Here is a 23,390-nt window from a genome sequence, read left to right as displayed (position 1 = left end):
ACGGCCCCGAACGAGGAGACCTCCATGCCGCTCGTCACGCGCGTGACGGATCTGATCGGCCGCACCCCGCTGTTCGAACTCGCGACCACCGCGACCGGTACCCGGCTGCTGCTCAAGCTCGAGCAGTTCAATCCGACGGGTGCGGCCAAGATCAGGATGGCGCGCGCGATGGTCGACGACGCCGAACGCCGGGGTTTGCTGAACGTTGGCGGGCATATTATCGAGTCGACATCCGGAAACACCGGGCTCGGCCTCGCGGTAGTAGCTGCCGAACGTGGGTATCGCTTCACCGCGGTGGTCGATCACCACGCATGCAAGGACAAGCTGCGCGCGATGCGAGCAATGGGTGCGGAACTGGTATTCGTCGCCGATGAGGGCGACGACAATCTGGCCACCTCGGCGCGGGAGGACCTGGCCGAGGCGATGGCCGCCGCGCAGTCGGGCGCCTACTTCACCGAACAGCACAACAATGACGCCAATGCGGTCGGCTACTACGCGGTCGCCGAGGAATTGCTGGAGGATGTGGACCGCGTCGATATCCTGCTCTCCGCGGTGGGCACCGGAGGTTCGCTGTTCGGTACCGCGACCCGGCTGCGCCAACTCGGCTGCACGCCGCGGGTGATCGGCGTGGAACCCGTCGGCTCGATCGCGTTCGGCGGGCCGGGCGGGCCCTACTGGCAGTCCGGCACCGGCACCCCGCCCGGTGCCACCATCGGCACCGCCGTCGACTATTCGCTGCTCGACGAGGGCGTCAAGGTTTCCGATATCGCGGCCTTCGCCACCGCCCGCGCCATCGCGGCCGAACTCGGACTGATGATCGGCGGCTCCGCGGGTGGCTCCGTGCACGCCGCACTGACCCGTCTCGAAGACTTCCCGCCCGGCTCGACCGTGGTCACCCTCGTCTGCGACGGCGGCGAGAAGTACCTGGACACCGTCTTCGACGACGACTGGATGCGCGATCGCGACCTCCTCGACGCCGCCACCGAACGCGAAGTGCGCGAGATGCTCGACCGCTACGCTCCGGCCGCGCGCCAAGGGCAATTGGTCGAGGTGCGATGACGTACCTGCGCACCGCGCTCGGGTGCGGGGCCATCGAGGCGGCACCGGATGCACTCGGTCACCGTTGCGCAGTACGCCGTTCTCCTGAAATGATCATCACGCATTTAGGTTTGGGTAGCCTAATTTTCCGAGAGGGAAGAGTCGGGATGCAACCCGTGACGATCGGTTCCGAGAGTCGACCGATGGAGTTCGAATGGTGAATCTGTCCGCCTTCCGTGCCGACGGACGGCAGCTCACGGCGTTGGCGGCGCCGATTGCACTGACACAGTTGGCACAGATTGCCGTGTCGACCACGAATATCGCGTTGATGGGCACTCTCGGTGTGCGCGCGGTCGCGGCGGGTGGACTCGCGATGGTGCTGTTCAACCAGATTCGCACCATGTGCGTCGGCCTGATCACCGGGACCGGCAATCAGATCGCGGGCTCGGTGAGCGCGGCCGATAAGCGTGGTGAGTCCGCGGATCGGGAGGTGCGCGACATCGTGCGGTCGAGTTTTCTGATCGCCACCGTCGCCGGAATCATCGGCGGTGCGGTGCTGGTCGGACTCGGCTGGGCGCTGCAATGGCTCGGTCAGGACGCCGGGGTGCTGGCCGATGCGCGACCGCTGATGATCGCACTCGCGCCGGGACTGCTGCCCTGCCTGTGGTTCCAGGTGCTGCGCCAGTACACCGTCGGCATGCAACGCCCACAGGCGCTGCTCTTGGTCACCCTCGGTTCGGTGGCGCTGAATCTGGTACTGGCCCTTGCCTTCATCCACGGCTGGGCCGGACTGCCCGCGCTGGGACTTACCGGCATCGGCATCGCGACCTCACTGGTCTTCCTGATCACCTTCGGCAGCTTCCTGGCGATGGTGCGCGCCGATACCGAACTCGGCGCCACCCTGCCGCTGCGCCCATGGCCGGTGCACACGCCGACCATCCGGGCCGAATTGAAGCTCGGTGCGCCGATCGCGCTCACCTACGGTTCGGAGGCGGGCATGTTCTCCGTGCTCGCCCTGGTGATGGGCAGTATCGGACCGGCCGCGCTGGCGGCGCACAATGTCGTCTACCAGATCATCTACATCGTCTTCCAGATCGCGATCGGCCTGTCCCACGGCGCGTCCATCCTGGTCAGCCATGCCGTCGCCCGCGACGAATTCGGCCACGCCCGCGCACTGGCCTGGCTGGCGCTGCAACATGCGGGCATTGTCGCCGCGGTCACCGGCGTGGCCTATATCGTCGCGCCGAGGCTCGTGCTGAGCCCCTTCCTCGAACCCGGTGACACCGCGACAATCGAATTGGCCCGCTCGCTGCTGCTCATCGGCATCGTGCTCCAGTTCTTCGATGCCGCACAGAACATCGGCACCGGCCTGCTGCGCGGCCTGAAGGAGACGAAGGCGGGCTTCCGCCTGTCCCTGGTCGGCTACTGGCTCGTCGGCCTGCCCACCGCCCTCCTGCTTGCTTTCCCCGTCGGCCTCGGGGCCGCTGGCGTGTGGTGGGGCCTGACCGCGGGCCTGGCCACCACCGCCGCCCTCATGCTCCGCCGCTACTTCACCCTGCTCGACACCGCCGAACAGGCCAGCCCCCACCCCCTCCCCCAATCCCTGCCCACCCCCACATGATCGCCCCGACGAAATCCGCACCCGGGATCAGCGCCACCGAGGGTGCGGATACCGACAAGGGTGCGACTCTCGACCACCCAGCAGCCGGCTCGCCATCGCGCACACTCACGATCGTGCGAGATGCCGCACTTTCGCGGAGTTCGCACCGCTTGCAGCGGCATCGAAGCGGTGCGAACCCCGACAGCAAGGGCAGCCGCGGGGCTTTTGGGCGGGCGGCCGAAAGTGTTGTGCAGCAACCTGATAGCGTGCCGGAATGCGGCAGAGCCTGGCATTGAGTTGTGAGCGGGTCTCCGCTGAACTGCTGGACCATTTCGACGGCGTCGGCATGGTGCGCGGCGAGTACGTATTCCGCGCCGCCGGGAAATACCCGACGCCCGAATCCGTTTCGGGTTATCTGGTGCCCTATCTGCGCCATATCGCCAAACGTGCGACCGGGACCATCTGGTATCGCACCATGGAAGCCGATACCGCCGAATGCAACATCCTCGACGGCGTCGAAGAGATCATCATCGAGCCGAACAAACTCCTCGGCCTGCGCGGCATTCGCCGGGCCCGCCGCTTTCCCGAGGCATTCATCGCGGAACTCGAGGGCATCGCACAGGTGCGCGACGAGGGCGCGGATATCGGCGTGCTGTTCCCCTTCGTCACCTATGTCGACGAATTGCAGTGGGCCATCGAGCAAACCAGGGCCGTAATCGGCGAGTGCCCGATGGCCACCATGATCGAGATCCCGTCGCTGCTGCTCGAGGTCGATCGTGTCGTCACCACCGGGGTGTCACGGGTGGTGATCGGCTGCAACGATCTGTCCTCGCTGCTACTCGGCCAAGACCGCACCACACTGCAACCGGTGCGCCCCGTTCCGCCGCTGCTGCGCGCGATCGAACGCGTCACCATGGTGGCCGCGGCCGCGGGCGTGCGGACCGCGGTGGCGGGCTATCTGCATCCGGACCTGGTCGCGGCCTGTGCGAACCTCGGCGTCGACGAATGCGTACTGCACTATTCCGACCTCCCCGAACTGCTGGGTGACCAGTTCGCGGAGCTGCCGGATCTGGATGTGCTGCAAGCGATCAAGCGCAAGACCCGTGCCGCCATCGCGGTGTTCGAGGCCGAGCGGGCGGCCGGTTCCGATCCCGACCACCCGCAGGCCTATCAGACGTTGACGCCGTAATCGCGGGCGATACCCGCGAGTCCGGAGGCATATCCCTGACCGATGGCGCGGAACTTCCACTCGTTGCCGTACCGGTACAACTCCCCGAACACCATGGCGGTCTCGGTGGACGCATCCTCGGTGAGGTCATACCGGGCCAGCTCGGCGCCCGTGGTCGCGTCCACCACGCGAATGTAGGCATTGCGAATCTGGCCGAACGACTGTCCCCGCGCATCGGCGTCGTGGATGGAGACCGGAAAGAAGATATTGGTGATCGTCGGTGGCGTCGCCGCCAGGTCGACATTGATCACCTCGTCATCGCCTTCGCCCTCGCCGGTGAGATTGTCACCGGTGTGCTCGATCGTGCCCTCGGGCGAACGCAGATTGTTGTAGAACACGAAATGCTGATCGGAAAGCACCCGCTGATTCGGCCCGGTGGCGAGCGCACTCGCATCGAGGTCGTAGTCGGCCCCGGTGGTCGTTCGCACATCCCAGCCCAGCCCCACCGCTACCTTGGTGAGGTTGGCCGCCTGCTTCGACAGCGAGACATTTCCGCCTTTGGCCAATGTGACGCTCATGATCCCCTTCCATTCGACGCGTTCGCGCCGCCTTTCATCTGCACGATTATTACTCTGTCCCGGACGTGTTGCGCCGGTTCAGTTCTGGCAGGCCGACCCTTTCGAGCAACCTGCAAGCGGTCGCCAGCAGCCTGGTCGAACGACCTACGAGCGACCACCAGTGACACCTTTCGAGCGACCCGCGAGCAAGTCGCTAGTCGGCCCACGCGCGCAGCGTCTGCACGCGCCCTTCGAGCGCATGCAGTTCGCTCGCATCGAGCACGGTGCGCTCGATACCGTTCGCAACCGCGAATGCCGACTGCCGGTGATCGTCGATCACCTCGACATCGATCTGCACCGCCACATAGTCTGTCGCGCCGGGCATTTCCTCGGCGATGACCTTCGCCCGACCTCGCGCGCACAGCGCGACATTGCCGCCGCCGAGAATCAGCAGGGCGACATCGGGCTGCTCCCGCAACCGGGCCAGCGAACCGCGATCGAATTTGAGGCTGATCAGAATGCGCCGGTCGCCCGCGCGCACCGGCCAGGAGACCGGAATCGCATGCGGCGCTGGATCGGTGGTGACCAGCACCGCGATCGTCTCCTGGGGCCATTCCGGGAGCACGTCCAGTTCGGGATGATCGGTCGAGTGGTCTTGACGTTGCACAGGGCTGGCTCCGGCTGCCATCTTCGTCACCTCATGGATCGATGCAACGCGGCGGGCTGTGCCGCGTCGCTTGCAAGTCTAAGGCGCTGTGTCCCTTGTCCGCTGGCGCTGCGACCTTTGTCCGAAGTGCTCTCAGGCACCTCTCAGGACGCCAGTGCGGCGGGGCTGGGGATGGGCAGCGCCTTGGCCCAGTCGCGGACCATATCCTGGACGCGAATCTCCGATGACGCGTCATGTCGACCGTGCGCGCCGATCTGAGCCGCTCCGCGAGCCGCGAGCAGTTCGGCGGCGATCTCACCACCGCGATTGAAGGTGTCACCGTAAACCGAGTCGCCGAGGCCGAAGACCGCGAAGTTCAGTCCCGTAAGGTCCGGCTTGCGGGCTTCGAGTGCATCGAAGAAGGGTTCGGCGCCGGTCGGCAATTCGCCGTCGCCATAGGTCGAGCAGATGACGACATGGAAGTCACCGGCGTCCAGCTCGTCGATATCGAAGTCGGCCATATCGTGGACCGACACGTCATACGCGGCCGCTAGCTCATCCGCCACACACTCCGCGGCAGCCTCGGCCGTGCCCATCTCCGAACCGAACAGAATGACTACCCGCACTTCCGCGCTCCTTCCTCGAGGATTATGCGGTAAGGCTACCCTAATTTCAATGGGACAATCGTACCCAATAGTCCGTCCGGGACACCAGCGTTGTGTCCGGATTGACGGGTCGACACGGTCGATGCATCATTTCTGACAGCCCCTTGTTCATCAGGGACTTCTCCATCCGTCGGCCAATGACTGTCCGGCCGGTGTGCTGTTTCCGATCACGCTCGGCCGCCGTGCCGTGCTCGTACCGACAGCACTCCCCCCAATAGACGCGATGGCGTCCGGCCGTGAGTGAGGTGAGAACGACATGGTGTACCGATCGTCTGAGACTCGGCTGATCACTTCGTTCCTGCACTACGGCCTGGTCCCGAACTTCTGAATTCGGCCGCGCCGGGCGCGGCATCCGAGGACGGCGTCGATGGCGCCGCCCGGAGCACAGCCCGGGTTGTAGCGCGGTACCACGGGACATTCGGCACAAATTCGGACGCGGAGCAGACACATGGTTGATATGGGGGCAATGGATTCCGGAGCGGTCGACATGGTCGCATGGCCGACGGCGGGCAATCTCGTCGTCTCGCCCGCGATGCTGGACGACCTGGGATATCTGCGGGGTGAGTTGGCGGCCGCGGAGGTGCCGTTCCTGCTCATCCGCGATAGCGAACATCGGCTCGCATTGGCCGCGGATGCGGCGCACCGGGCGATGGTGCGCCGGGTGACGGCCGCCGCGATCGCCACGGGTTTCGTCTGTAATGAAGTGCTGCACAACGTTCTCCGCTTCAGTCGCGATGCCGATCCGGCGCATTATGTGGATCTGGAGTTGTGGGAGTACCACGGCGACACGGTCGAATGCCCGCGCCCGAATGCCTTCACCCGCAATGTCTTCGACCTCGCCGATGTCGAGCGCACGCAAATCCGGCTGTTCGATCGCCAGTGGCCGACGCTGACCGATATGTTCGCACCGCAGCCGACCGATATCGGATTCGATATCGACCTGGTGTTCTCCTGGGTCGACGGCTCCGATCCCGAATTCCGGGCCCGCCGTGCGGGCATGCTGGCCCAGGTGGTGGTCGGCGAGGGCGATGACGCCGATGCCAGAATCCGCCAGATCGACGAATTGAAGTACGCGCTTCGCTCGATAAACAAGAACGCGCCGTGGATCCGCCGGATCTTCATCGCCACCGACTCGCCGGTGCCGCACTGGCTCGACGAACATCCGCGGGTGACGGTGGTGCGCGCGGTCGATCACTTCAGCGATACCAGCGGGCTGCCCACCTTCAATTCCCATGCGGTGGAATGCCAACTGCAGCATATCGATGGACTCAGCGAGCACTTCCTGTATTCCAATGACGATATGTTCTTCGCGCGGCCAGTGCGTCCCTCGACGTTCTTCACCCCGGCCGGGGTGAGCCGCTTCATCGAGGCGGGCACCCGGATCGGACCGGGCCGAAATAACGACCGGCGCAGCGGTTTCGAGAATGCCGCCCGGGTGAATCGGGAACTGCTGGCCGGGCGGTTCGGACATGTCATCGCCCGGCATCTGGAGCACACCCCGGTTCCATTGCGGCGCAGCGTATTACTCGAGATGGAGCAGGAATTCGCGGCCGATTTCGCGCGGACGCGGGCCAGCAGATTCCGGGCGGCCACCGATATTTCGGTGACCAACTCGCTCTATCACTATTACGCGATGCTCACCGGGCGGGCCGTGCCCCAGGAGATGGTGCGGATGCGCTACGTCGACACCACGAGCCAACGCGGGCTCGCGCTGCTGGACGGACTCGCCGAACATCGCGACGTCGACTTCTTCTGCCTCAACGACGGCAGCTTTCCCGAGGTCACCGAGGCGGACCGGGTGCGCGCGGTCTCGGAGTTCCTGTCCGCCTACTTCCCGGATCGCGCGCCATGGGAACAGGTCAGTGCACAGCCTCGTCATCAGATTCCGGACTCTGCTCCGGGCGCCGCATAACCCGCGGAATGCGCGCGGCCGGCGGAATCACGATGCCCTCCTCGGCCAGCTTCCGCGCCGCCTCCTGCGGGGTGGCCGGGGAGCCTACGGTCGGGCCGCGATCGATCGGGACCACCGAGTGGACAATGGTGTCCGGGTAGATGTGCACGTAGTTGAAGGCCTGCGCGCCGTCGCGGCCGCGCAGCCCACCCTCGGCAACCGCCAGATCCTGGCTGTAGCAGGTCGCCGAGGCGACCGAAACCGGAATGCCCGCGAACGTGGCGCTGGTCGAAAAGTGCAGATGCCCAGCCAGAATCGCGCGTACATCGCTGCCGTCGAGCACATCGGCCAGCCTGCGCTGATCGCGTAGTTCCACGGTGACCGCGAGATCGAGAACGCAGGGCACCGGCGGGTGGTGCATGGCCAGGATGGTGCCGAACGGAGCGGGTTCGGCCAGTACCGAGCGCAGCCAGGCCAGCTGCTCGTCGCGGATCTCGCCGTAGTGGTGGCCGGGAACGGTGGTGTCCAGGGCGATGATTCGCAAGCCGTCGATCATGTGCACCCGGTCCAGCGGCTTCGTCGACGGGTGCTCACCGAGCAGGGTCCGGCGCAGCTCACCGCGATCGTCATGATTGCCGGTGACCCATACGATCGGCGCGCGCAATTGGCGCGCGAAGGGCTCGACCATGGCGCGCAACTTCGCGTAGGCGTCCGGTTCGCCCTGATCGGTGAGGTCACCGGTGAATACCAGCGCGGTGGGCCGGATCCGGCTGGCCGCAGCCTGGTCGAGCAACTGTCGCAATCGCTGATCAGCGTCCACGTCGCCGTAGAGCGCGCTGTCACCGCCGATCAAGTGGGTATCGCTGAAGTGGAACAGCACATGATTCGGTCGCGGGTGCTCCGCGACTCTGCTGATGGGCACCGAACCGAACGTCCTTCCCCGGCGGATTTGCCCGCCATTGGCTTCGGGTTCCATCGCCAGGATAGCGACGACCTATTGACAGAATTCCCGACGCACGGTGACAACATGCTTGCGGGTAGGTGAGAGTTCGGTGTCGATCACCGACAGCGCCCCTCGAGCAGGTAGGCCGTCGCTGTCATGATTTTGGTGCTCAGTGGGTGCCGAGGGCGTCGGCGGTGCGGAGGGCGTCGAGGACCATTGGGGCGTCGACAGTGAAGGGCTCGTTGTGGATGGTTTCGCCGGGGGCGATGGTGCGTTCGGCGATCGCGGTCAGGGTCCGGGGATCGGCGTCGGCCAGGCCGAGTGCGGCCAAGGTGGTCGGTAGGCCGACCGTTGTGCAGAAGTCGAGAACCGTTGAAATCTCTTCGGCGGGTGCGCCTTCCAGCACCAGTTGGGTGAGTACGCCGAAGGCGACCTTCTCGCCGTGTAGGTAGGGGTGGGTCTGTGGGGCGGCGGTGAGGCCATTGTGGATGGCGTGGGCGGCGGCGAGGCCGGAGGATTCGAAGCCGAGGCCGGAGAGCAGGGTATTCGCCTCGACTATGCGCTCCAGTGCCGGAGTGACGGTGTGATTGCGGACCGCGGTCAGGGCTTGGAAACCGTCGGCGAGCAAGGTGCGGTAGCAGAGTTCGGCCAATGCGGTGGCGCTGCGGGTGGAGGCACCGCCGCGCATATTCCGCACCCGTGCGGCACTGCAGGTCCGCGCCTCGAACCAGGTCGCCAGCGCATCACCCATCCCCGCGGTGAGCAGCCGGGCCGGCGCCTGCGCGATGGCGGAGGTATCCACCAGCACCATCGCCGGATTCCGCCGCACCAACTGATAAGCCTCGAATTCCCCACTGTCGGTGTAGATCACCGACAGCGCACTGCACGGCGCATCACTCGACGCCGCCGTCGGACAACTGATCATCGGCAGATCCAGATCATCGGCCACCGCCCGCGCTGTATCGAGCACCTTGCCGCCACCCGCCCCCAACACCACGGTGCTCCCACTCTCCTGCACCGCCGCGGTCACCCGCGCGATCTCCGCCCGACTGCACTCACCCCCGGACCGATGCACCGAGTACTCGATCTTCGCCTCGGTAAGCGACTCCCGCCACGCATCGGCCAACAACCGATACGCACTACCCCCCGCCACAATCGTCACCGGCCCCCCGATCCCCAACCTCGTCATCTCCGCCCCGAGCGCCGCAGTAGCATCCCGCCCCTGCACGTAATGCCCCGGCGAAGAAAACACACTCAGCATCTGGCCCACCTCCCGATCCGGGGCACCGTCGATAGCGCCGAATCGCCCGCACACCACCCGCTGCCCGACAGCCGCTCGTATGGGCAACGCTACGCGCACGACATCCGCTCCGGCCTCGGTTGAGCCGATGAAACATCGGCACGGTTGGAACGGGCTGGCCGCGGTCGCTGGACTTCATAGACCGACGAAGTGACCGAGGATCCGGAGCTGGCTCCTGTGTCGACCGACCTGCCCACCCTTTTCGATCACTCCGATCAGCAGTCGCGCCGACGATCTCTGGGTGCTGTCGGCACACTCGAGGCCGAGCCTGACTCAGCCGAGCGCATAAACCCCGTCTATCGCGGCCAGTAATCGCGCCAGTCGTCGTCGGACAGCGGGGCACGTTCACCCCGCGCGGCCTCGGCCGCATCTTCCGCCGCGCGGATTTCGGAGGCGAAGGTCAGGGTTGCCTTGCGGAGGCGTTCTTCGGCGCTGTCGGCGCCGCCGAGGTGGATGACGCGCAGTTCGCCGGGGATGAGGTCTTCGGGGAGGCCTGCCTTGAGGCTGCGGGAGCGGATTTTTTCGGCAAGGGCGAGGGCGGGTTGGGCCATGGCTATGCCGTCGAGGCAGGAGCGGCGGGACTTTTCGGCGGATTTGCGCTCTTCCCAAGCCTTTTCCTGGGCGGCGATCTTTTCGGCGACGGTCGCCGTTGGATCGATGGGCTCGTCGACCAGGTGGGGGCTGCGGTTGACGAGTTTGGCGACAAGCGCGGCGGCGACATCGTCGACGGTGAATTCGCCTGCGGCCTGGGCGATTCGGGAGTGGAACAAGACCTGCAGTAGCAGATCGCCGAGTTCTTCCTTGATGGTTTCGGCGTCGTTGTGCTGGATGGCGTCGAGGAGTTCGTAGGTTTCCTCGAGCAGGTAGGGACGCAGGGAATCGTGGGTTTGGGTTACCTCCCAACCGCCGAACTTCCACAGGCGATCCATGACCTCGACGGCTCCGGCCAAACCGGCCGCCACCACAGCGGCATCGGTGCGGCCGGATTCATCGGAGGCCGATCCGGTGCCCAGATCGCCGTCATCCATTTGTCCCGAGTCGGCGGAACCATTGCCGTTAACTGCCTCGGACTCCCGGTGATCAATACCGTTCGCCTTGCCCGCCGCCGCCGCCGCATATCGAGCGGCGCGCAGCACGGCCTCCTCACGATCCGAACTCATCGAGCCGCGACCTCGGTGGCAACCCGAAGATCGACGAATCCCTTCGGCTTTCCGTCCAACTGGAGCAGCAGGTCGGCCACGAACTGCAGCAGCACCAGATCGCGGACCCGGTCCGCACCGACACTGTCCTCGACCCGGGGCAGCGGCAGCTGCACGACACCACTGGCGGCGCGATAGCCCGCACTGGGGTACAGACGCTTCAAACGCATCTGCTTGGAATCGGGCAGACTCAGCGGCGAAACCTTCAAGGTGGTTCCGGTGACCGCAATTTCGGTGACCTCGTACTCGCGCGCGAGCAGCCGCAGCTTGGCCACCGAGACCAGCCTGCCGACCTCGACCGGCAGCGGGCCGTAGCGGTCGACGAGCTCCTCGACAACCGACTCCAGCGCCGGATGATCCTGTGCGGCAGCCAGTTTCCGGTAGGCCTCCAGCCGGAGCCGGTCACTGGTGATGTAGTCGGGCGGAATATGCGCGTCCACCGGGAGGTCGATGCGAACCTCCTTGACCTCCTCGGTGAGGATCGGCTTTCCGTCGGCGGCGGCGCGATACGCCTCCACCGCCTCACCGACCAGTCGCACGTACAGATCGAATCCGACACCGGCCACGTGACCGGACTGTTCGGCGCCGAGCACATTTCCCGCACCGCGAATTTCGAGGTCCTTCATGGCAACGGCCATACCCGCACCGAGATCGGAGTTCTGGGAAATGGTGGCGAGCCGGTCGTAGGCCATCTCGGTGAGCGGCTTCTCCGGCGGGTAGAGGAAATACGCGTACCCGCGCTCTCGGCTGCGGCCGACCCGACCACGCAACTGGTGCAGCTGCGAAAGACCGAGGGCGTCGGCACGTTCCACGATCAAGGTATTCGCATTCGAGATATCGAGACCGGTTTCGATAATGGTCGTACAGACCAGCACATCGAATTCACGTTGCCAAAACCCTTGCACTGTTTGCTCTAGCATGTCCTCGTTCATCTGACCGTGCGCGACCACCACCCGCGCCTCGGGCACCAGATCCCGAATTCGCTTGGCCGCCTTGTCGATCGAGGAGACCCGATTGTGCACATAGAAGACCTGGCCGTCCCGCAGCAGTTCGCGCCGGATGGCCGCGGTGACCTGCTTATCGTTATAGCCGCCGACGTAGGTGAGCACCGGATGGCGTTCCTCCGGCGGGGTGAGAATGGTCGACATCTCGCGGATGCCAGCCAGACTCATCTCCAGGGTGCGCGGAATCGGGGTGGCCGACATGGTCAGCACATCCACATGGGTGCGCAGCGCCTTGATGTGCTCCTTGTGCTCGACACCGAAGCGCTGTTCCTCGTCGACGACGACCAGGCCGAGATCCTTCCACCGCACGCCGGTCTGCAGCAGGCGGTGCGTGCCGACCACGATATCGACGGACCCGTCCGCCATCCCCTCCAGCACCGCGCGGGATTCGCCCGGATGGGTGAAACGCGACAGTCCCTTCACCGTCACCGGGAATCCCGCGACGCGTTCGGCGAAGGTCTGCAGATGCTGTTGCGCCAGTAGGGTTGTCGGCACCAGCACGACGACCTGCTTACCGTCCTGCACCGCCTTGAACGCGGCGCGCACGGCGATTTCGGTCTTGCCGTAGCCGACATCACCGCAGACCACGCGGTCCATTGGGACCGGCTTCTCCATATCCGATTTCACCTCGGCAATGGCGGTCATCTGGTCAACGGTCTCGGTGAACGCGAACGCGTCCTCCATCTCCTTCTGCCACGGACTATCCGGACCGAACGCATGCCCCGGCGCGGCCTGGCGCGCCGCGTACAGCTGCACCAGTTCACCGGCGATCTCGCGAACCGCCTTGCGCGCCTTGCGTTTGGTATTCGCCCAGTCGGAGCCGCCGAGTTTGGACAGGCTCGGCATCTCGCCGCCGACATAGCGCGAGAGTTGATCGAGCGATTCCATCGGCACGAACAGCCGGTCGCCGGGCTGACCGCGTTTACCGGGCGCGTATTCGATGACGAGGTATTCGCGCCGGGCCCCGCCGACGGTGCGCTCGATCATCTCCACGAACCGGCCGATGCCGTGCTGATCGTGCACGACCATATCGCCCGCGCTCAGCGCCAGCGGGTCGACCTGGTTGCGGCGCTTGGCCGGAAGTCGCTTTCCCTCCGCCGGTGCGGTGACCCGATTGCCGGTGAGGTCGGATTCGGCGACCACGACCAGCCCGGCGTCATCGAAGATCAACCCGTCGTGCAGCGAACCACACAGCACACCGACCAGTCCTGGCGTCGGCTCGGCTGCGACCGCCAATGCGGCGGCGGGCACTTCGGCATCGGCGAGCCGTTCCAGAATGCGTTGCGCCGTACCGTGACCCGCAACGACCACCACCGCGCGTCCGCCGGTGAGCACATGCGCGCGCAGGGACGCGAAGATCGTCGCCACCAGTTCATCGGAACCGCGCGCCGCCGGACCGGCCAGCACCGGCAACACCACCTCGGCGGGATCGCCGGATGTCAGCGGGCTCAGACTCCACCAGGGCAGGCCGTGCTGGTTTGCGCTGTCATGGATTTCCGGCAGCGCCCGGTAGCCGGAGGCGGCCAGATCGAGCCCGTGCCCGCCGAGCGGGGCCGCACCACCGAATGAAGCGGCGGTCCACGAGGCTTCCAGGAACTCCTCGCCGGTGCGCACCAAATCCGCCGCCCGCGTGCGGATCTTCTCCGGATCACACAGCAGCACCTGGGTTCCGTCCGGCAAAACCTCGGTGAGCAGCCGCAATTCGCCGGGCTGGAGCACCGGCAGCAGAGCCTCCATCCCCTCGACCGGAATGCCCTGGGCCAGCTTCTCCAACATCTCGACCAGCGCGGCATCGGCGGCATTCGCCACCGCGACCTCGGCGGCGCGCTCGCGAACGGCCGAGGTGAGCAAAAGTTCTCGACACGGCGGCGCCACGACGACGTCTACCGTCACATCGGTCAGCGACCGCTGGTCGGCGACCGCGAAGGGCCGCAGCTCGGTCACCTCATCACCCCAGAACTCCACGCGCACCGGGTGATCCGCGGTCGGCGGGAAGACGTCGAGGATGCCGCCGCGTACCGCGAACTCACCGCGCTTGCCGACCATATCGACGCGGGTATAGGCGAATTCGACCAGGCGCATGAGCAATTCGTCGAAATCGAATTCGGCGCCGACGCGCAGCACGATGGGCTCGATATCGCCGAGGCCCGCCGCCATCGGCTGCATCAGGGAACGAACGGTGGTCACCACGACCCGCAACGGCACCGGGAACACCGCATCTTCCGGATGCGCAAGCCGCCGCAAAACCTCCAGCCTGCGTCCCACGGTGTCCGCACCCGGCGACAGCCGTTCATGCGGCAGCGTCTCCCAGGACGGGAACTGCGCGACCGCCGCGCCGAGTATCTCTTCGAGTTCGACGGTCAGATCATCGGCCTCGCGCCCGGTCGCGGTCACCACCACCAGCGGCCGCTGCGCCGCGATGGTCGCCGCGACGAACGGTCGCACCGCCGACGGGCCGACCAATTCGACCGGCGACTTGCCGACCAGGTCAGCGACGGTTCGCAAGGCGGAATCGGCCCCGGCCACCGCGGCCAGTCCCGCGAGAGGTGGACGGTGGGTGGGCATCAAACACTCCCTGAGCTCAGGTGGGTTTCCGGATGGCCAACCGAGTGGTCGAGTTCTGGGCGTACCCGGCGAGTTACCCATGTGCTCACGAAATCAGTCGGCACCAGACAACCTACCAATGCAGGGTGACACCGTTCGCGGCCTGGACCGGTGCGGACCGACCTACGGGACGTAGCGGCGTAGGCGACGGGCGGCGAATTCGCGGAAGTAAGAGAGTTTCTCCGGAGGCACGATCGCGGGCAGCAGGAAGTACCAGGCCCGTTCCATCCGGGTCGCCATCTGATCCATGGAATCGGTGCCGACCGCCGTGATGTGCACGCCCGCGGTCATCTCCTGGAGCAGCAGGCCGATCACCTCGGCGTCCAGATCGGGCTCTAGATCGCCCTGGGCAATGGCCCGCTCGGCCAGAACTCGGTAGGTATCGCCCCAGGTCTTGGCGATATTGTCACCCTGGGCGCCGCGATAGTCGCCGATCTGATGGGTCAGCTTGAGCATCGCGCCGACCATCGGATCGTTCATGGATAGGTCCGCGACGACATAGGTGATCCCGATACATGCCTCGAGTGCGGGCACCCTCGGATCGAAGAAGCCCTGGCAGGAACTGACCAGGCGCTCATTGCCCTGGTCGACCACGGCGCGCGCCAGCTCTTCCTTCGAACCGAAGTGAAAGTACAAGGCGCCCTTGGTCACGTTCGACTGCGCGATGATCTCGCTCAGGCTCGCATTCGCATATCCCAAGCGCAGAAAGACATCGGCAGCACCCGCAAGGACGGAATCGCGGGTGATCTCCGCGCGCGCTTGCCTAGCCATCAGATCCGCCTGTCATCCCTAAAACCAGCCATCCTGAAGTAGACCGACATCCCGAAGTAGACCGACTTACCGCCCGAACAGCACCCAGAGGATGGGTGAACCGTACCACCAGGTGGGCGCCCGCCAGCGAATTCGAGCATTCGGACGGGCACACTGCGCAATTCACTGGCTACCAATGCGGTCAGTCTCCCGTACCGGCGCGCCATTCGGAGCTGAGCTGCGGATCGGCTTCCAAATGACTGAGCCCGTTCCAGCACAGGTTGACCAGGTGTGACGCCACAACCTCTTTCGACGGTTTGCGCTCGTCCAACCACCAGGTCGCGGCGGTCGACACCATGCCGACCAATGCCTGTGCGTACAGACCGGTCAGGCTGGTATCGAATCCACGACGCTCGAAATCACCGGCGAGGATATGCGCGACCTGATTGGTTGCCTCATTGAGCAGACTCGAGTAGCGACCCTCGGCCGTGGCTGCGGGCTGGTCGCGCACCAGGATTCGGAATCCGTCGGTGCGTTCCTCGATATAGGTCAGCAGCGCGAGCGCGACCTGTTCGAGCCGGATCCGGGACCGATTCTGGGTCAGCGAGGAGGTGATCATATCCAGCAACATCGACATCTCGCGGTCGACGACCACCGCGTAGAGCCCCTCTTTGCCGCCGAAATGTTCGTACACCACAGGTTTGGACACCTGGGCCCGCTGCGCGATCTCCTCGATCGATGTCGCGTCGTACCCTCGTTCGGCGAACAGCGCACGACCGATCTCGATCAACTGCTGCCGCCGCTGCGTTCCCGTCATCCGCGGTCGGGACACCTTGGGCGGCTCACCCGAAGACACCGTGCTCCTCCGCCTCTCCGCGTCTCTTGCCGGTCGTCGAGCGCAACCAGGCTTTCGCTGCGGGCCGAAGGTCGCGTACGGAGCCAGGTTCTGGGCGTCCCCGACGAGTTACCCATGTACGTGCGAAATCAGTCGGCCCCGTCCCAGACGTTATCAGTGGCGTACGGAGCCAATTCCACCCGGGAGTTCGACGAATCGGCGGTCCGCATGCGAGGATTCATGCCGTGCCGCTGGCACAGTGGCGGGTTTCGCAAGATCCGCCGGTGTGACAATCCGCCGTAGTGTAATGGCAGCACCTCTGATTTTGGTTCAGATAGTTCAGGTTCGAGTCCTGGCGGCGGAGCACATCGGCACGATGGCTTATCGTTGGCCGCGCACATCACTGGCACGATGACAGGCAGCCGAGGGAGATCCATGCCACAGCAGACCGCCGTCGTCGTTCTCGCAGCCGGTGCCGGGACGCGAATGCGGTCGAAGACTCCTAAAGTGCTGCATTCGCTGGCCGGTCGAAGCATGCTCGCGCACGCGCTGCATGCGGCCAACGAGATCGACCCCGCGTTCCTCATTACCGTGGTGGGGCACGACCGCGAACAAGTCGGCGCAGCGGTCGCCGACGTCGCCGCCGAACTGGGCCGCGACATCACCACCGCCATCCAAGAAGAACAGCTCGGAACCGGCCACGCGGTGCAGTGCGCGCTGGCGTCGGTTCCGGCAGATTTCACCGGTGACCTGCTGGTTACCTCCGCCGACGTGCCGCTGCTGGACGGGCACACCCTGTCCGCGCTGCTCGACGAGCACCGCAGTTATCCCGAACGCTCCGCGGTCACGGTGCTGACCTTCGTGCCGGACGACGCGAACGGCTACGGCCGCATCGTCCGCAATGCCAAGGGCCAGGTCATCGAGATCGTCGAACACGCCGACGCCACCCCGGAGCAGTCGGCGATCACCGAGGTCAACTCGGGTGTCTACGCCTTCGACGCGGCGGTGCTGCGCACCATGATCGGGCGCCTGTCCACCGCCAATGCCCAGCACGAGCTGTACCTGACCGACGTGCTGCGGCTGGCCCGCGAGGCCGGACATCCGGTGCACGGCGCCCGGCTGCTGGACGCGGCCAAGGTCACCGGCGTCAACGACCGGGTGCAGATGTCGGAGGCGGCGCGCACCCTGAATCGCTACATCCTGGAACGGCATATGCGCGCGGGGGTCACCATTATCGATCCCGCAACCACCTGGGTGGACGCGGGCGTGCAGATCGCCAGGGACGCTGAAATCCGGCCGGGCGTGCAATTGCTCGGCGGCACGGTGATCGGTGAGGATGCGGTAGTCGGACCGGATTCCACACTCACCGATGTGGTCGTCGGTGACGGCGCGCGCGTTGTTCGGACCCACGGTGATCAGGCCGTGATCGGTCCCGGCGCGAATATCGGGCCCTTCAGCTATCTGCGCCCCGGCACCGTGGTCGGCGATTCCGGAAAGCTCGGCGCATTCGTCGAAACGAAGAATGCCTCGATCGGCGCGCACTCGAAAGTGCCGCACCTCACTTATGTCGGCGATGCCACCATCGGCGAGCACAGCAACATCGGCGCCTCGAGCGTTTTCGTCAATTACGACGGTGTGAAAAAGCATCACACGGTGGTCGGCTCGCATGTGCGGACCGGCAGCGACACCATGTTCGTCGCACCGGTGACCGTGGGTGACGGGGCCTATACGGCGGCGGGTACTGTGCTGCGTAGAAGCGTTCCGCCGGGGGCTCTGGCGGTGTCGGGCGGACCGCAGAAAAATATTGAGGGCTGGGTGCAGCGACACCGTCCAGGGACGGACGCGGCGCGTGCGGCGGCGGAAGCCATCGCGGCCAAAGAGATGTCGGGTCAGGCAATCGAGCAAAAGGATGGCAAACAGCAGTGACCGCGTCATGGATCGACAACCAGAAGAACCTGATGCTCTTCTCGGGACGCGCTCATCCTGAGCTGGCCGAGCAGGTCGCCAAGGAACTCGACGTCCACGTCACTCCGCAGACCGCGCGCGACTTCGCCAACGGCGAGATCTTCGTCCGCTTCGAGGAATCCGTCCGCGGCTCGGATGCCTTTGTGCTGCAGAGCTTTCCGGCACCGCTGAACCAGTGGCTGATGGAACAGCTCATCATGATCGATGCGCTCAAGCGCGGTTCGGCCAAGCGCATCACCGCCGTGCTGCCGTTCTACCCGTACGCGCGTCAGGACAAGAAGCACCGCGGCCGTGAGCCCATCTCCGCCCGCCTCGTCGCCGATCTGCTGAAGACCGCTGGCGCGGACCGCATCATCACCGTCGACCTGCACACCGATCAGATCCAGGGCTTCTTCGACGGCCCGGTCGATCACATGCACGCCCAGCTGCAGCTGGCCGAATATGTGCGCAACAACTACAGCCTCGAGCACATCACCGTGGTCTCCCCCGACTCCGGTCGCGTGCGCGTCGCCGAGAAGTGGGCCGACTCGCTGGGCGGCTCGCCGCTGGCATTCATCCACAAGACCCGCGACCCGCTGGTGCCCAACCAGATCAAGGCCAATCGCGTGGTCGGTGAGGTCGAGGGCCGCACCTGCATCCTGATCGACGACATGATCGACACCGGTGGCACCATCGCGGGCGCGGTCAATGTGCTCAAGGCCGCCGGTGCCGGTGACGTGGTCATCGCCGCGACGCACGGTGTGCTGAGCGATCCGGCCGCCGAGCGCCTGGCCAGCTGCGGCGCCAAGGAGGTCGTGGTCACCAATACGCTGCCGATCAGCGAGGAGAAGAAGTTCCCGCAGCTGACCGTGCTGTCGATCGCACCGCTGCTGGCGCGCACCATCCGCGAGGTCTTCGAGAACGGTTCGGTCACCGGACTTTTCAACGGCAACGCTTGACCGCCTCCCCGAATATTTAGGCCATACCAGTTGGGAGCCGCACGGCCTGCGTTCAGGTCCTGCGTCAGGTGCTCGGCTGCGTTCTGGGCGTGCCCGGTGAGTTACCCATGTGCTCACGAAATCAGGCATTGCGCATGAAGGTCATGGCGGCTCGGACGATGTCCGAGCCGCCATTGTCGTTCGGGTGTATACCCTTGTGCCAGTTGGCGCCGATCTTCTCGCCTGTCTGGCCGCCACTGTGCTGTCGGTCGTGATGTTCTGCGGCTCCCCATCGTGATCACCGGACCGGCGGGCATCGTCCTCGGCATCATCTGCCACAACAAGGGCGAATCCCTTGGCAAATGGGCGGCCACCGCCAACGGCGCGCTGCTGGCGAACGCGATCATCCTGGTCATCGCCTTTGTCGGATTGCTCGGCGCCGTCAGCTGAGCGTTTGCCGATCGCCGCTCGCAACCATCGGATCCCCTTTTGCCACCGAGGTCACGGGGGATACTGGGGGTATGGACCGCGACCCACTCGACTTGGATATGGGGGACGACAGGCAGGAAGACGATATCCGCGCGTATCGGCGCAATATCGAGGATCCGCCCGATGACCTGCACATTCGCTATCGCGAAAACGACGATGACGGCTGGCTCGGCATCGGCGACGAACTCGAACAGGAGTGGACCGCGCAGCAGCAGGCCGCCGAACTCGCCGAGGAGGACGAACGGCCTGCCGAGGCGGCAGCGATGGAGATCGTCCGCGACATCGACCTGTAGCGCACCGCCCCGGCGTGGCATCCCGCAGCCGCCGACACGAGGAGAGTTCGATGACCACTCCGCAGGATCCCGAGCGCGATGCCGAGCCGCCCGAGCAACCGGCGGCCGATAAACCCGCGGCCAGCGCGCCCGAGCCGGTCGAGTCCACGGATACGGACCGGGCGACACCGGCGGCAACCGGGCCGTGGGAGTCACCGCAGGCCGAGCCTGCCGGAGTGGTTCCGCCCCCATCCGCCGCGCCGGATTCCGCGGCGCACCCGGAGAACGCGCAGACACCGGCTCAGCGCGCGGCCGCCGAAACCGCACCCGATCTGGCGACGCAACCGCAGCCGTCGAGCGCGGCGGCCGGCGATCTCTCGCAGCCTCAGCCATCGGGCCCCGCGGGTCACCCCCGACAAGAGTTGGGACAGAGTGCTCAGCAGGGCCAACCCTCGGACAGCACGGGCGCACCGAACCAATCGCCCACACCGCCGCAACCGTGGGACACCGCGGCCGGAACACCATACGACCAGCAGCCCTATCCGCCGGGCACCGTCTATCCGCCGATCGGGGACACCGCGCCGGAATTACCGTACAGCCGCTATCCCGGCGCCTACACCCAGCAGCCGTATGAGCCGTACCGCAAGACGGGCGCACGGTCCGATAGTCAGACCCTATCGATCATCGGCTTCGTCTGCGCGGGCATCTCGTTGCTGTTCTGCCCGTACCTGTTCGGTCCGATGGGCATCGTTCTCGGCATCATCGGCCACCGAAAGGGCGAATCCCTCGGCAAGTGGGCCGCCATCGCATCGGCGATCTCCCTGGTTGTCGGACTGATCATGGTCTACGCCGTCTTCAGCGGCAGCATGGTCCCGGACTCCGACTGACCGACCACCGTCTCGATGCATCGGACGCGCGTCGTAGCGTTGTACCCATGAGTCGATTCGGCGGATTCCCGCTCGCGGGCCTGGACTGCTACGCGGATCTCGCACCGGACCGGCGCCGTCCAAGCTCTGGACTGTGCTCTGACGCTAGGTTGTGCGCATGAGCGGATTCACTGGTTTCCCGCTGGCGGGACTCGACTTCTACGAGGATCTGGAGGCCGATAACTCGAAGGCCTTCTGGACCGCGCACAAGGATGTGTACGAGGAAGCGGTCAAGGCGCCGATGGTCGCGCTGACCGCGGAGTTGGAGGCGGACTTCGGCACCGCCAAGATCTTTCGGCCGTACCGGGACGTGCGCTTCGCCAAGGACAAGGTGCCCTACAAGACGGCCCAGGGCGCGGTGGTCAGCGTCGCACCGGGTACCGGCTGGTACGTGCAGATCAGCGCGGCCGGATTGTTCGTCGGCGGCGGATTCTATGCGGGTTCGCCCGCCCAGATCGCCCAGTTGCGCACCACCATCGATGACGAGGTGCGCGGCGCGGAGCTGGCGGCGATCCTGGCGAAGCTCACCAAGGCCAAGTTCACCATCGGCGGCGAGCAGCTGAAGACCAAGCCGAAGGGCTACGACGCCGACCATCCGCGCATCGATCTGCTGCGGCACAAATCGCTCACCTGCAGTAAGGAATTCGGCGCACCGGCCTGGCTGGACAAGCCCCGGGCCGCCAAGGAGGTCCGCACCGCCTGGGAGACGATGCGGCCCTTCATCGAATGGCTCGGCGCGGTGGTCGGCGGCGCGCCCGACCGGTTCTAGCTGCGCGCCGCGAGCACGAGGGCGAATCGGTCATCCGGATCGGTCCAGACCTGTTCGGTCTTGAAACCAGCGGTGGCCAGTTCGGCGTCGAGTCCGTCGATGCGGAACTTGGCCGAGATCTCGGTGCGCATCTGCTCGCCGCGGGCGAACTGGACGGTGAGATCCAGCTCCCGGACGGTCACGGTCATATCTTCGGTTGCCTCCAGGCGCATTTCGATCCACTCGTGCTCGGCATCCCAGATGGCGACGTGGGCGAACTTATCGGGCTCGAAATCGGCGTCGAGCCGATTGTTCAAGACGTGCAGCACATTTCGGTTGAACTCGGCGGTGACACCGGCCGCATCGTCATAGGCCGGTACCAGTACCGCGGGATCGATGACCAGACCACCGCCGAGCAGCAATCGCTCGCCCGGCTCCAGCACGTCGCAGATGCTGGACAGGAATTCGGCGCGTTCGGCGGGCACCAGATTGCCGATGGTGCCGCCGAGGAAGGCGATCATGCGGCGGCCGCCGCCCGGCAGATTGTGCAGGGTGTCGGTGAAATCGCTGACCACGCCGTGCACCGCGAGACCGGGAAACTCGGCCGCGATCTCGGCCGCGGCGGCCCGCAGCGCCGAGGACGAGACATCCTGCGGAACATACGTTTTCAGCGGACCCTCGGTGGTCAGCGCGGAAAGCAACAGCCTGGTCTTGGCCGCCGAACCCGAGCCGAGTTCGACCAGGACCTCGGCCTGCGCGGTGCGGGCGATCTCGCCGACCACCTGCTCCAGCAGCGCGCGTTCGGTGCGGGTCGGGTAGTACTCGGGGAGCTCGGTGATCTGCTCGAACAGTTCACTGCCGCGGGCGTCGTAGAACCACTTGGGCGGCAGCCACTTCGGGTCCGCGGTCAGGCCGAGCCTGGCATCCGCGCGCAACGCCGAGGTCAGGTCGTCATCGGATAGGTGGATCTCCAGCGTCGGTGCGGTCATCGGAGTGAGCCTTTCGTGCTTGGGACAGCGAGCAGGGGTGCCACCGTCAGCGCGCCGGGGCTGGCGCTGACCAGCTGCCGATCCGGAATCGGCTGCCAGCGTGGATCGTCGTCGAAGGGTTCGGAGCAGAGAATGGCGAAATCGTCGGTGACCAGGGCCGACAGTGAGTGGGACACGGTGGTCGCCCACAGCTGCTGACCGTCACCGAGCAGCAAATTCAGTCTGGCGTCCGGCGATCGGTCCAGTACCGCGGCCACCAGCAGACTCAACGCCGCCGGTGCTGCCGCCCATGAACCATCGGGCGAGTCGGTGGACAGCAGGCCGCGCAGAATCATCCAGAGTGTCGCCGAATCGGTCGCGGATTCGGCCTCCAGCAACTGCACCGGCTCGAAGAGCTGACCCGCGCCGAGTTCGGATGCGGTGGAGCCGAATTCCTCGGCAACCGCGCTGAGGGCCCGGCGCCAGTCCGGTATCAGGCCGTTGAGGCCGAACGCCCAGCGGCCGTGCGTGAACGGCGCACAGGCGCTCCGCTCGACCGGCATACCCACGCTGGCCGAACGCACCGCGGCCAGCACCGCCCACGATTCCAATTGCGGCAGTACCTCTTCCACCGCCGGGTCGGTCCAGATGGGCGCCGGATTGCGATACCGGCTGACGGTCACCGCGTCATCGACTTCCCGCCACCAGGCCACACCGAACCCATCGGCATTGATCGTGCCGCCGCCGCGCATATCCTTCGGTGCCCACGCCTGAGTCCGCAGGGAATGCGAGCCGAGCGTCAGCATGTCGCCGACGCGCACCGTGGGACCGACGTAGCCGAGCTGTCGACACATCAGTACCCACCTCCCGTGGTCACCTGTCGGCCGCGGAACTCGAGTGCCGAT

Annotated in this window: 21 protein-coding genes and 1 tRNA gene; 11 read left to right on the top strand and 11 right to left on the bottom strand. The window is 65.8% G+C overall.

Annotated elements, in window-relative coordinates; translation table 11 throughout:
- The first annotated feature begins 24 nt into the window (after nucleotides 1-24).
- From ABZW16_RS02535 to ABZW16_RS02525, 3 genes are all read left to right on the top strand, one after another.
- Nucleotides 25-1,059 carry a cysteine synthase family protein gene (locus ABZW16_RS02535; protein WP_354951377.1) on the top strand — a complete coding sequence of 345 codons (1,035 nt, stop codon included), beginning with the start codon at nucleotides 25-27 and terminating at the stop codon, nucleotides 1,057-1,059.
- A 193-nt stretch (nucleotides 1,060-1,252) separates the two neighbouring features.
- On the top strand, nucleotides 1,253-2,659 hold the full coding sequence (locus tag ABZW16_RS02530) for an MATE family efflux transporter (RefSeq protein ID WP_354951375.1): 1,407 nt from the start codon (nucleotides 1,253-1,255) through the stop codon (nucleotides 2,657-2,659).
- Between the two features lie 253 nt (nucleotides 2,660-2,912).
- Nucleotides 2,913-3,827: a putative PEP-binding protein gene (locus ABZW16_RS02525; RefSeq protein ID WP_354951373.1), complete on the top strand. Its 915-nt coding sequence runs from the start codon at nucleotides 2,913-2,915 to the stop codon at nucleotides 3,825-3,827.
- Here the strand turns inward: ABZW16_RS02525 and ABZW16_RS02520 are convergent.
- The 3 genes from ABZW16_RS02520 to ABZW16_RS02510 all read right to left on the bottom strand — a co-directional run bounded on the left by ABZW16_RS02520 (nucleotide 3,809) and on the right by ABZW16_RS02510 (nucleotide 5,635).
- A complete protein-coding gene (locus ABZW16_RS02520) occupies nucleotides 3,809-4,384 on the bottom strand; it encodes a TerD family protein (protein ID WP_040695304.1) in 576 nt (191 codons plus the stop codon). The genes ABZW16_RS02525 and ABZW16_RS02520 overlap by 19 nt on opposite strands.
- Before the next feature lie 193 nt (nucleotides 4,385-4,577).
- Entirely contained in the window at nucleotides 4,578-5,051 is a 474-nt protein-coding gene (locus tag ABZW16_RS02515; RefSeq protein ID WP_354951371.1) for a hypothetical protein, read from the bottom strand.
- A 122-nt stretch (nucleotides 5,052-5,173) separates the two neighbouring features.
- Nucleotides 5,174-5,635: a flavodoxin domain-containing protein gene (locus ABZW16_RS02510; RefSeq protein ID WP_354951369.1), complete on the bottom strand. Its 462-nt coding sequence runs from the start codon at nucleotides 5,633-5,635 to the stop codon at nucleotides 5,174-5,176.
- 526 nt (nucleotides 5,636-6,161) lie between these two features.
- Here ABZW16_RS02510 and ABZW16_RS02505 point away from each other — a divergent pair.
- The gene (locus tag ABZW16_RS02505) at nucleotides 6,162-7,586 is read left to right on the top strand and encodes a stealth family protein (protein WP_354951599.1); all 1,425 of its coding nucleotides are present in this window, start codon (nucleotides 6,162-6,164) and stop codon (nucleotides 7,584-7,586) included.
- Here ABZW16_RS02505 and ABZW16_RS02500 read toward each other — a convergent pair.
- From ABZW16_RS02500 to ABZW16_RS02475, 6 genes are all read right to left on the bottom strand, one after another.
- Entirely contained in the window at nucleotides 7,534-8,487 is a 954-nt protein-coding gene (locus ABZW16_RS02500; RefSeq protein ID WP_354951368.1) for a phosphodiesterase, read from the bottom strand. The two genes, ABZW16_RS02505 and ABZW16_RS02500, sit on opposite strands and share 53 nt — an antisense overlap.
- 190 nt (nucleotides 8,488-8,677) lie before the next feature.
- Nucleotides 8,678-9,769 carry a glycerol dehydrogenase gene (locus ABZW16_RS02495; protein WP_354951366.1) on the bottom strand — a complete coding sequence of 364 codons (1,092 nt, stop codon included), beginning with the start codon at nucleotides 9,767-9,769 and terminating at the stop codon, nucleotides 8,678-8,680.
- 335 nt (nucleotides 9,770-10,104) lie between these two features.
- On the bottom strand, nucleotides 10,105-10,737 hold the full coding sequence (locus tag ABZW16_RS02490) for a MazG family protein (protein WP_354951598.1): 633 nt from the start codon (nucleotides 10,735-10,737) through the stop codon (nucleotides 10,105-10,107).
- Between the two features lie 227 nt (nucleotides 10,738-10,964).
- A complete protein-coding gene (mfd, locus tag ABZW16_RS02485) occupies nucleotides 10,965-14,576 on the bottom strand; it encodes a transcription-repair coupling factor (protein WP_354951364.1) in 3,612 nt (1,203 codons plus the stop codon).
- A gap of 162 nt (nucleotides 14,577-14,738) precedes the next feature.
- On the bottom strand, nucleotides 14,739-15,386 hold the full coding sequence (locus tag ABZW16_RS02480; RefSeq protein WP_354951362.1) for a TetR/AcrR family transcriptional regulator: 648 nt from the start codon (nucleotides 15,384-15,386) through the stop codon (nucleotides 14,739-14,741).
- A 181-nt stretch (nucleotides 15,387-15,567) separates the two neighbouring features.
- The gene (locus tag ABZW16_RS02475; RefSeq protein ID WP_354951360.1) at nucleotides 15,568-16,182 is read right to left on the bottom strand and encodes a TetR/AcrR family transcriptional regulator; all 615 of its coding nucleotides are present in this window, start codon (nucleotides 16,180-16,182) and stop codon (nucleotides 15,568-15,570) included.
- Between the two features lie 311 nt (nucleotides 16,183-16,493).
- Between ABZW16_RS02475 and ABZW16_RS02470 the strand changes: the two genes are divergently transcribed.
- The 7 genes from ABZW16_RS02470 (at nucleotide 16,494) to ABZW16_RS02440 (ending at nucleotide 21,538) form a co-directional block, all read left to right on the top strand.
- A tRNA-Gln gene (locus tag ABZW16_RS02470) sits at nucleotides 16,494-16,564 on the top strand.
- A gap of 71 nt (nucleotides 16,565-16,635) precedes the next feature.
- Nucleotides 16,636-18,126, top strand: a complete 1,491-nt coding sequence (glmU, locus tag ABZW16_RS02465; RefSeq protein WP_354951358.1) for a bifunctional UDP-N-acetylglucosamine diphosphorylase/glucosamine-1-phosphate N-acetyltransferase GlmU — start codon at nucleotides 16,636-16,638, stop codon at nucleotides 18,124-18,126.
- Nucleotides 18,123-19,103 (top strand): ribose-phosphate diphosphokinase, encoded by a 981-nt coding sequence (locus ABZW16_RS02460; RefSeq protein ID WP_354951356.1) that lies wholly within the window; start codon nucleotides 18,123-18,125, stop codon nucleotides 19,101-19,103. Before glmU ends, ABZW16_RS02460 begins: the two co-directional genes overlap by 4 nt.
- A gap of 273 nt (nucleotides 19,104-19,376) precedes the next feature.
- On the top strand, nucleotides 19,377-19,532 hold the full coding sequence (locus ABZW16_RS02455) for a hypothetical protein (RefSeq protein ID WP_354951354.1): 156 nt from the start codon (nucleotides 19,377-19,379) through the stop codon (nucleotides 19,530-19,532).
- 71 nt (nucleotides 19,533-19,603) lie between these two features.
- The gene (locus ABZW16_RS02450) at nucleotides 19,604-19,864 is read left to right on the top strand and encodes a hypothetical protein (RefSeq protein WP_354951352.1); all 261 of its coding nucleotides are present in this window, start codon (nucleotides 19,604-19,606) and stop codon (nucleotides 19,862-19,864) included.
- A 50-nt stretch (nucleotides 19,865-19,914) separates the two neighbouring features.
- Nucleotides 19,915-20,730, top strand: a complete 816-nt coding sequence (locus ABZW16_RS02445) for a hypothetical protein (protein ID WP_354951350.1) — start codon at nucleotides 19,915-19,917, stop codon at nucleotides 20,728-20,730.
- Between the two features lie 157 nt (nucleotides 20,731-20,887).
- A complete protein-coding gene (locus tag ABZW16_RS02440; protein ID WP_354951348.1) occupies nucleotides 20,888-21,538 on the top strand; it encodes a DUF2461 domain-containing protein in 651 nt (216 codons plus the stop codon).
- On the opposite strand, the gene egtD is transcribed toward ABZW16_RS02440, so the two are convergent.
- Complete coding sequence (egtD, locus tag ABZW16_RS02435) at nucleotides 21,535-22,506, bottom strand: L-histidine N(alpha)-methyltransferase (protein WP_354951346.1); 972 nt, start codon at nucleotides 22,504-22,506, stop codon at nucleotides 21,535-21,537. The two genes, ABZW16_RS02440 and egtD, sit on opposite strands and share 4 nt — an antisense overlap.
- A complete protein-coding gene (gene egtC / locus ABZW16_RS02430; RefSeq protein ID WP_354951344.1) occupies nucleotides 22,503-23,339 on the bottom strand; it encodes an ergothioneine biosynthesis protein EgtC in 837 nt (278 codons plus the stop codon). Before egtC ends, egtD begins: the two co-directional genes overlap by 4 nt.
- Nucleotides 23,340-23,390: the final 51 nt, after the last annotated feature.

Source organism: Nocardia sp. NPDC004604, assembly GCF_040609795.1.
GTDB lineage: Bacteria > Actinomycetota > Actinomycetes > Mycobacteriales > Mycobacteriaceae > Nocardia.
The sequence above is the reverse complement of the archived record's forward strand: the minus strand, read 5'-3'. Positions and strand labels throughout refer to the sequence as shown.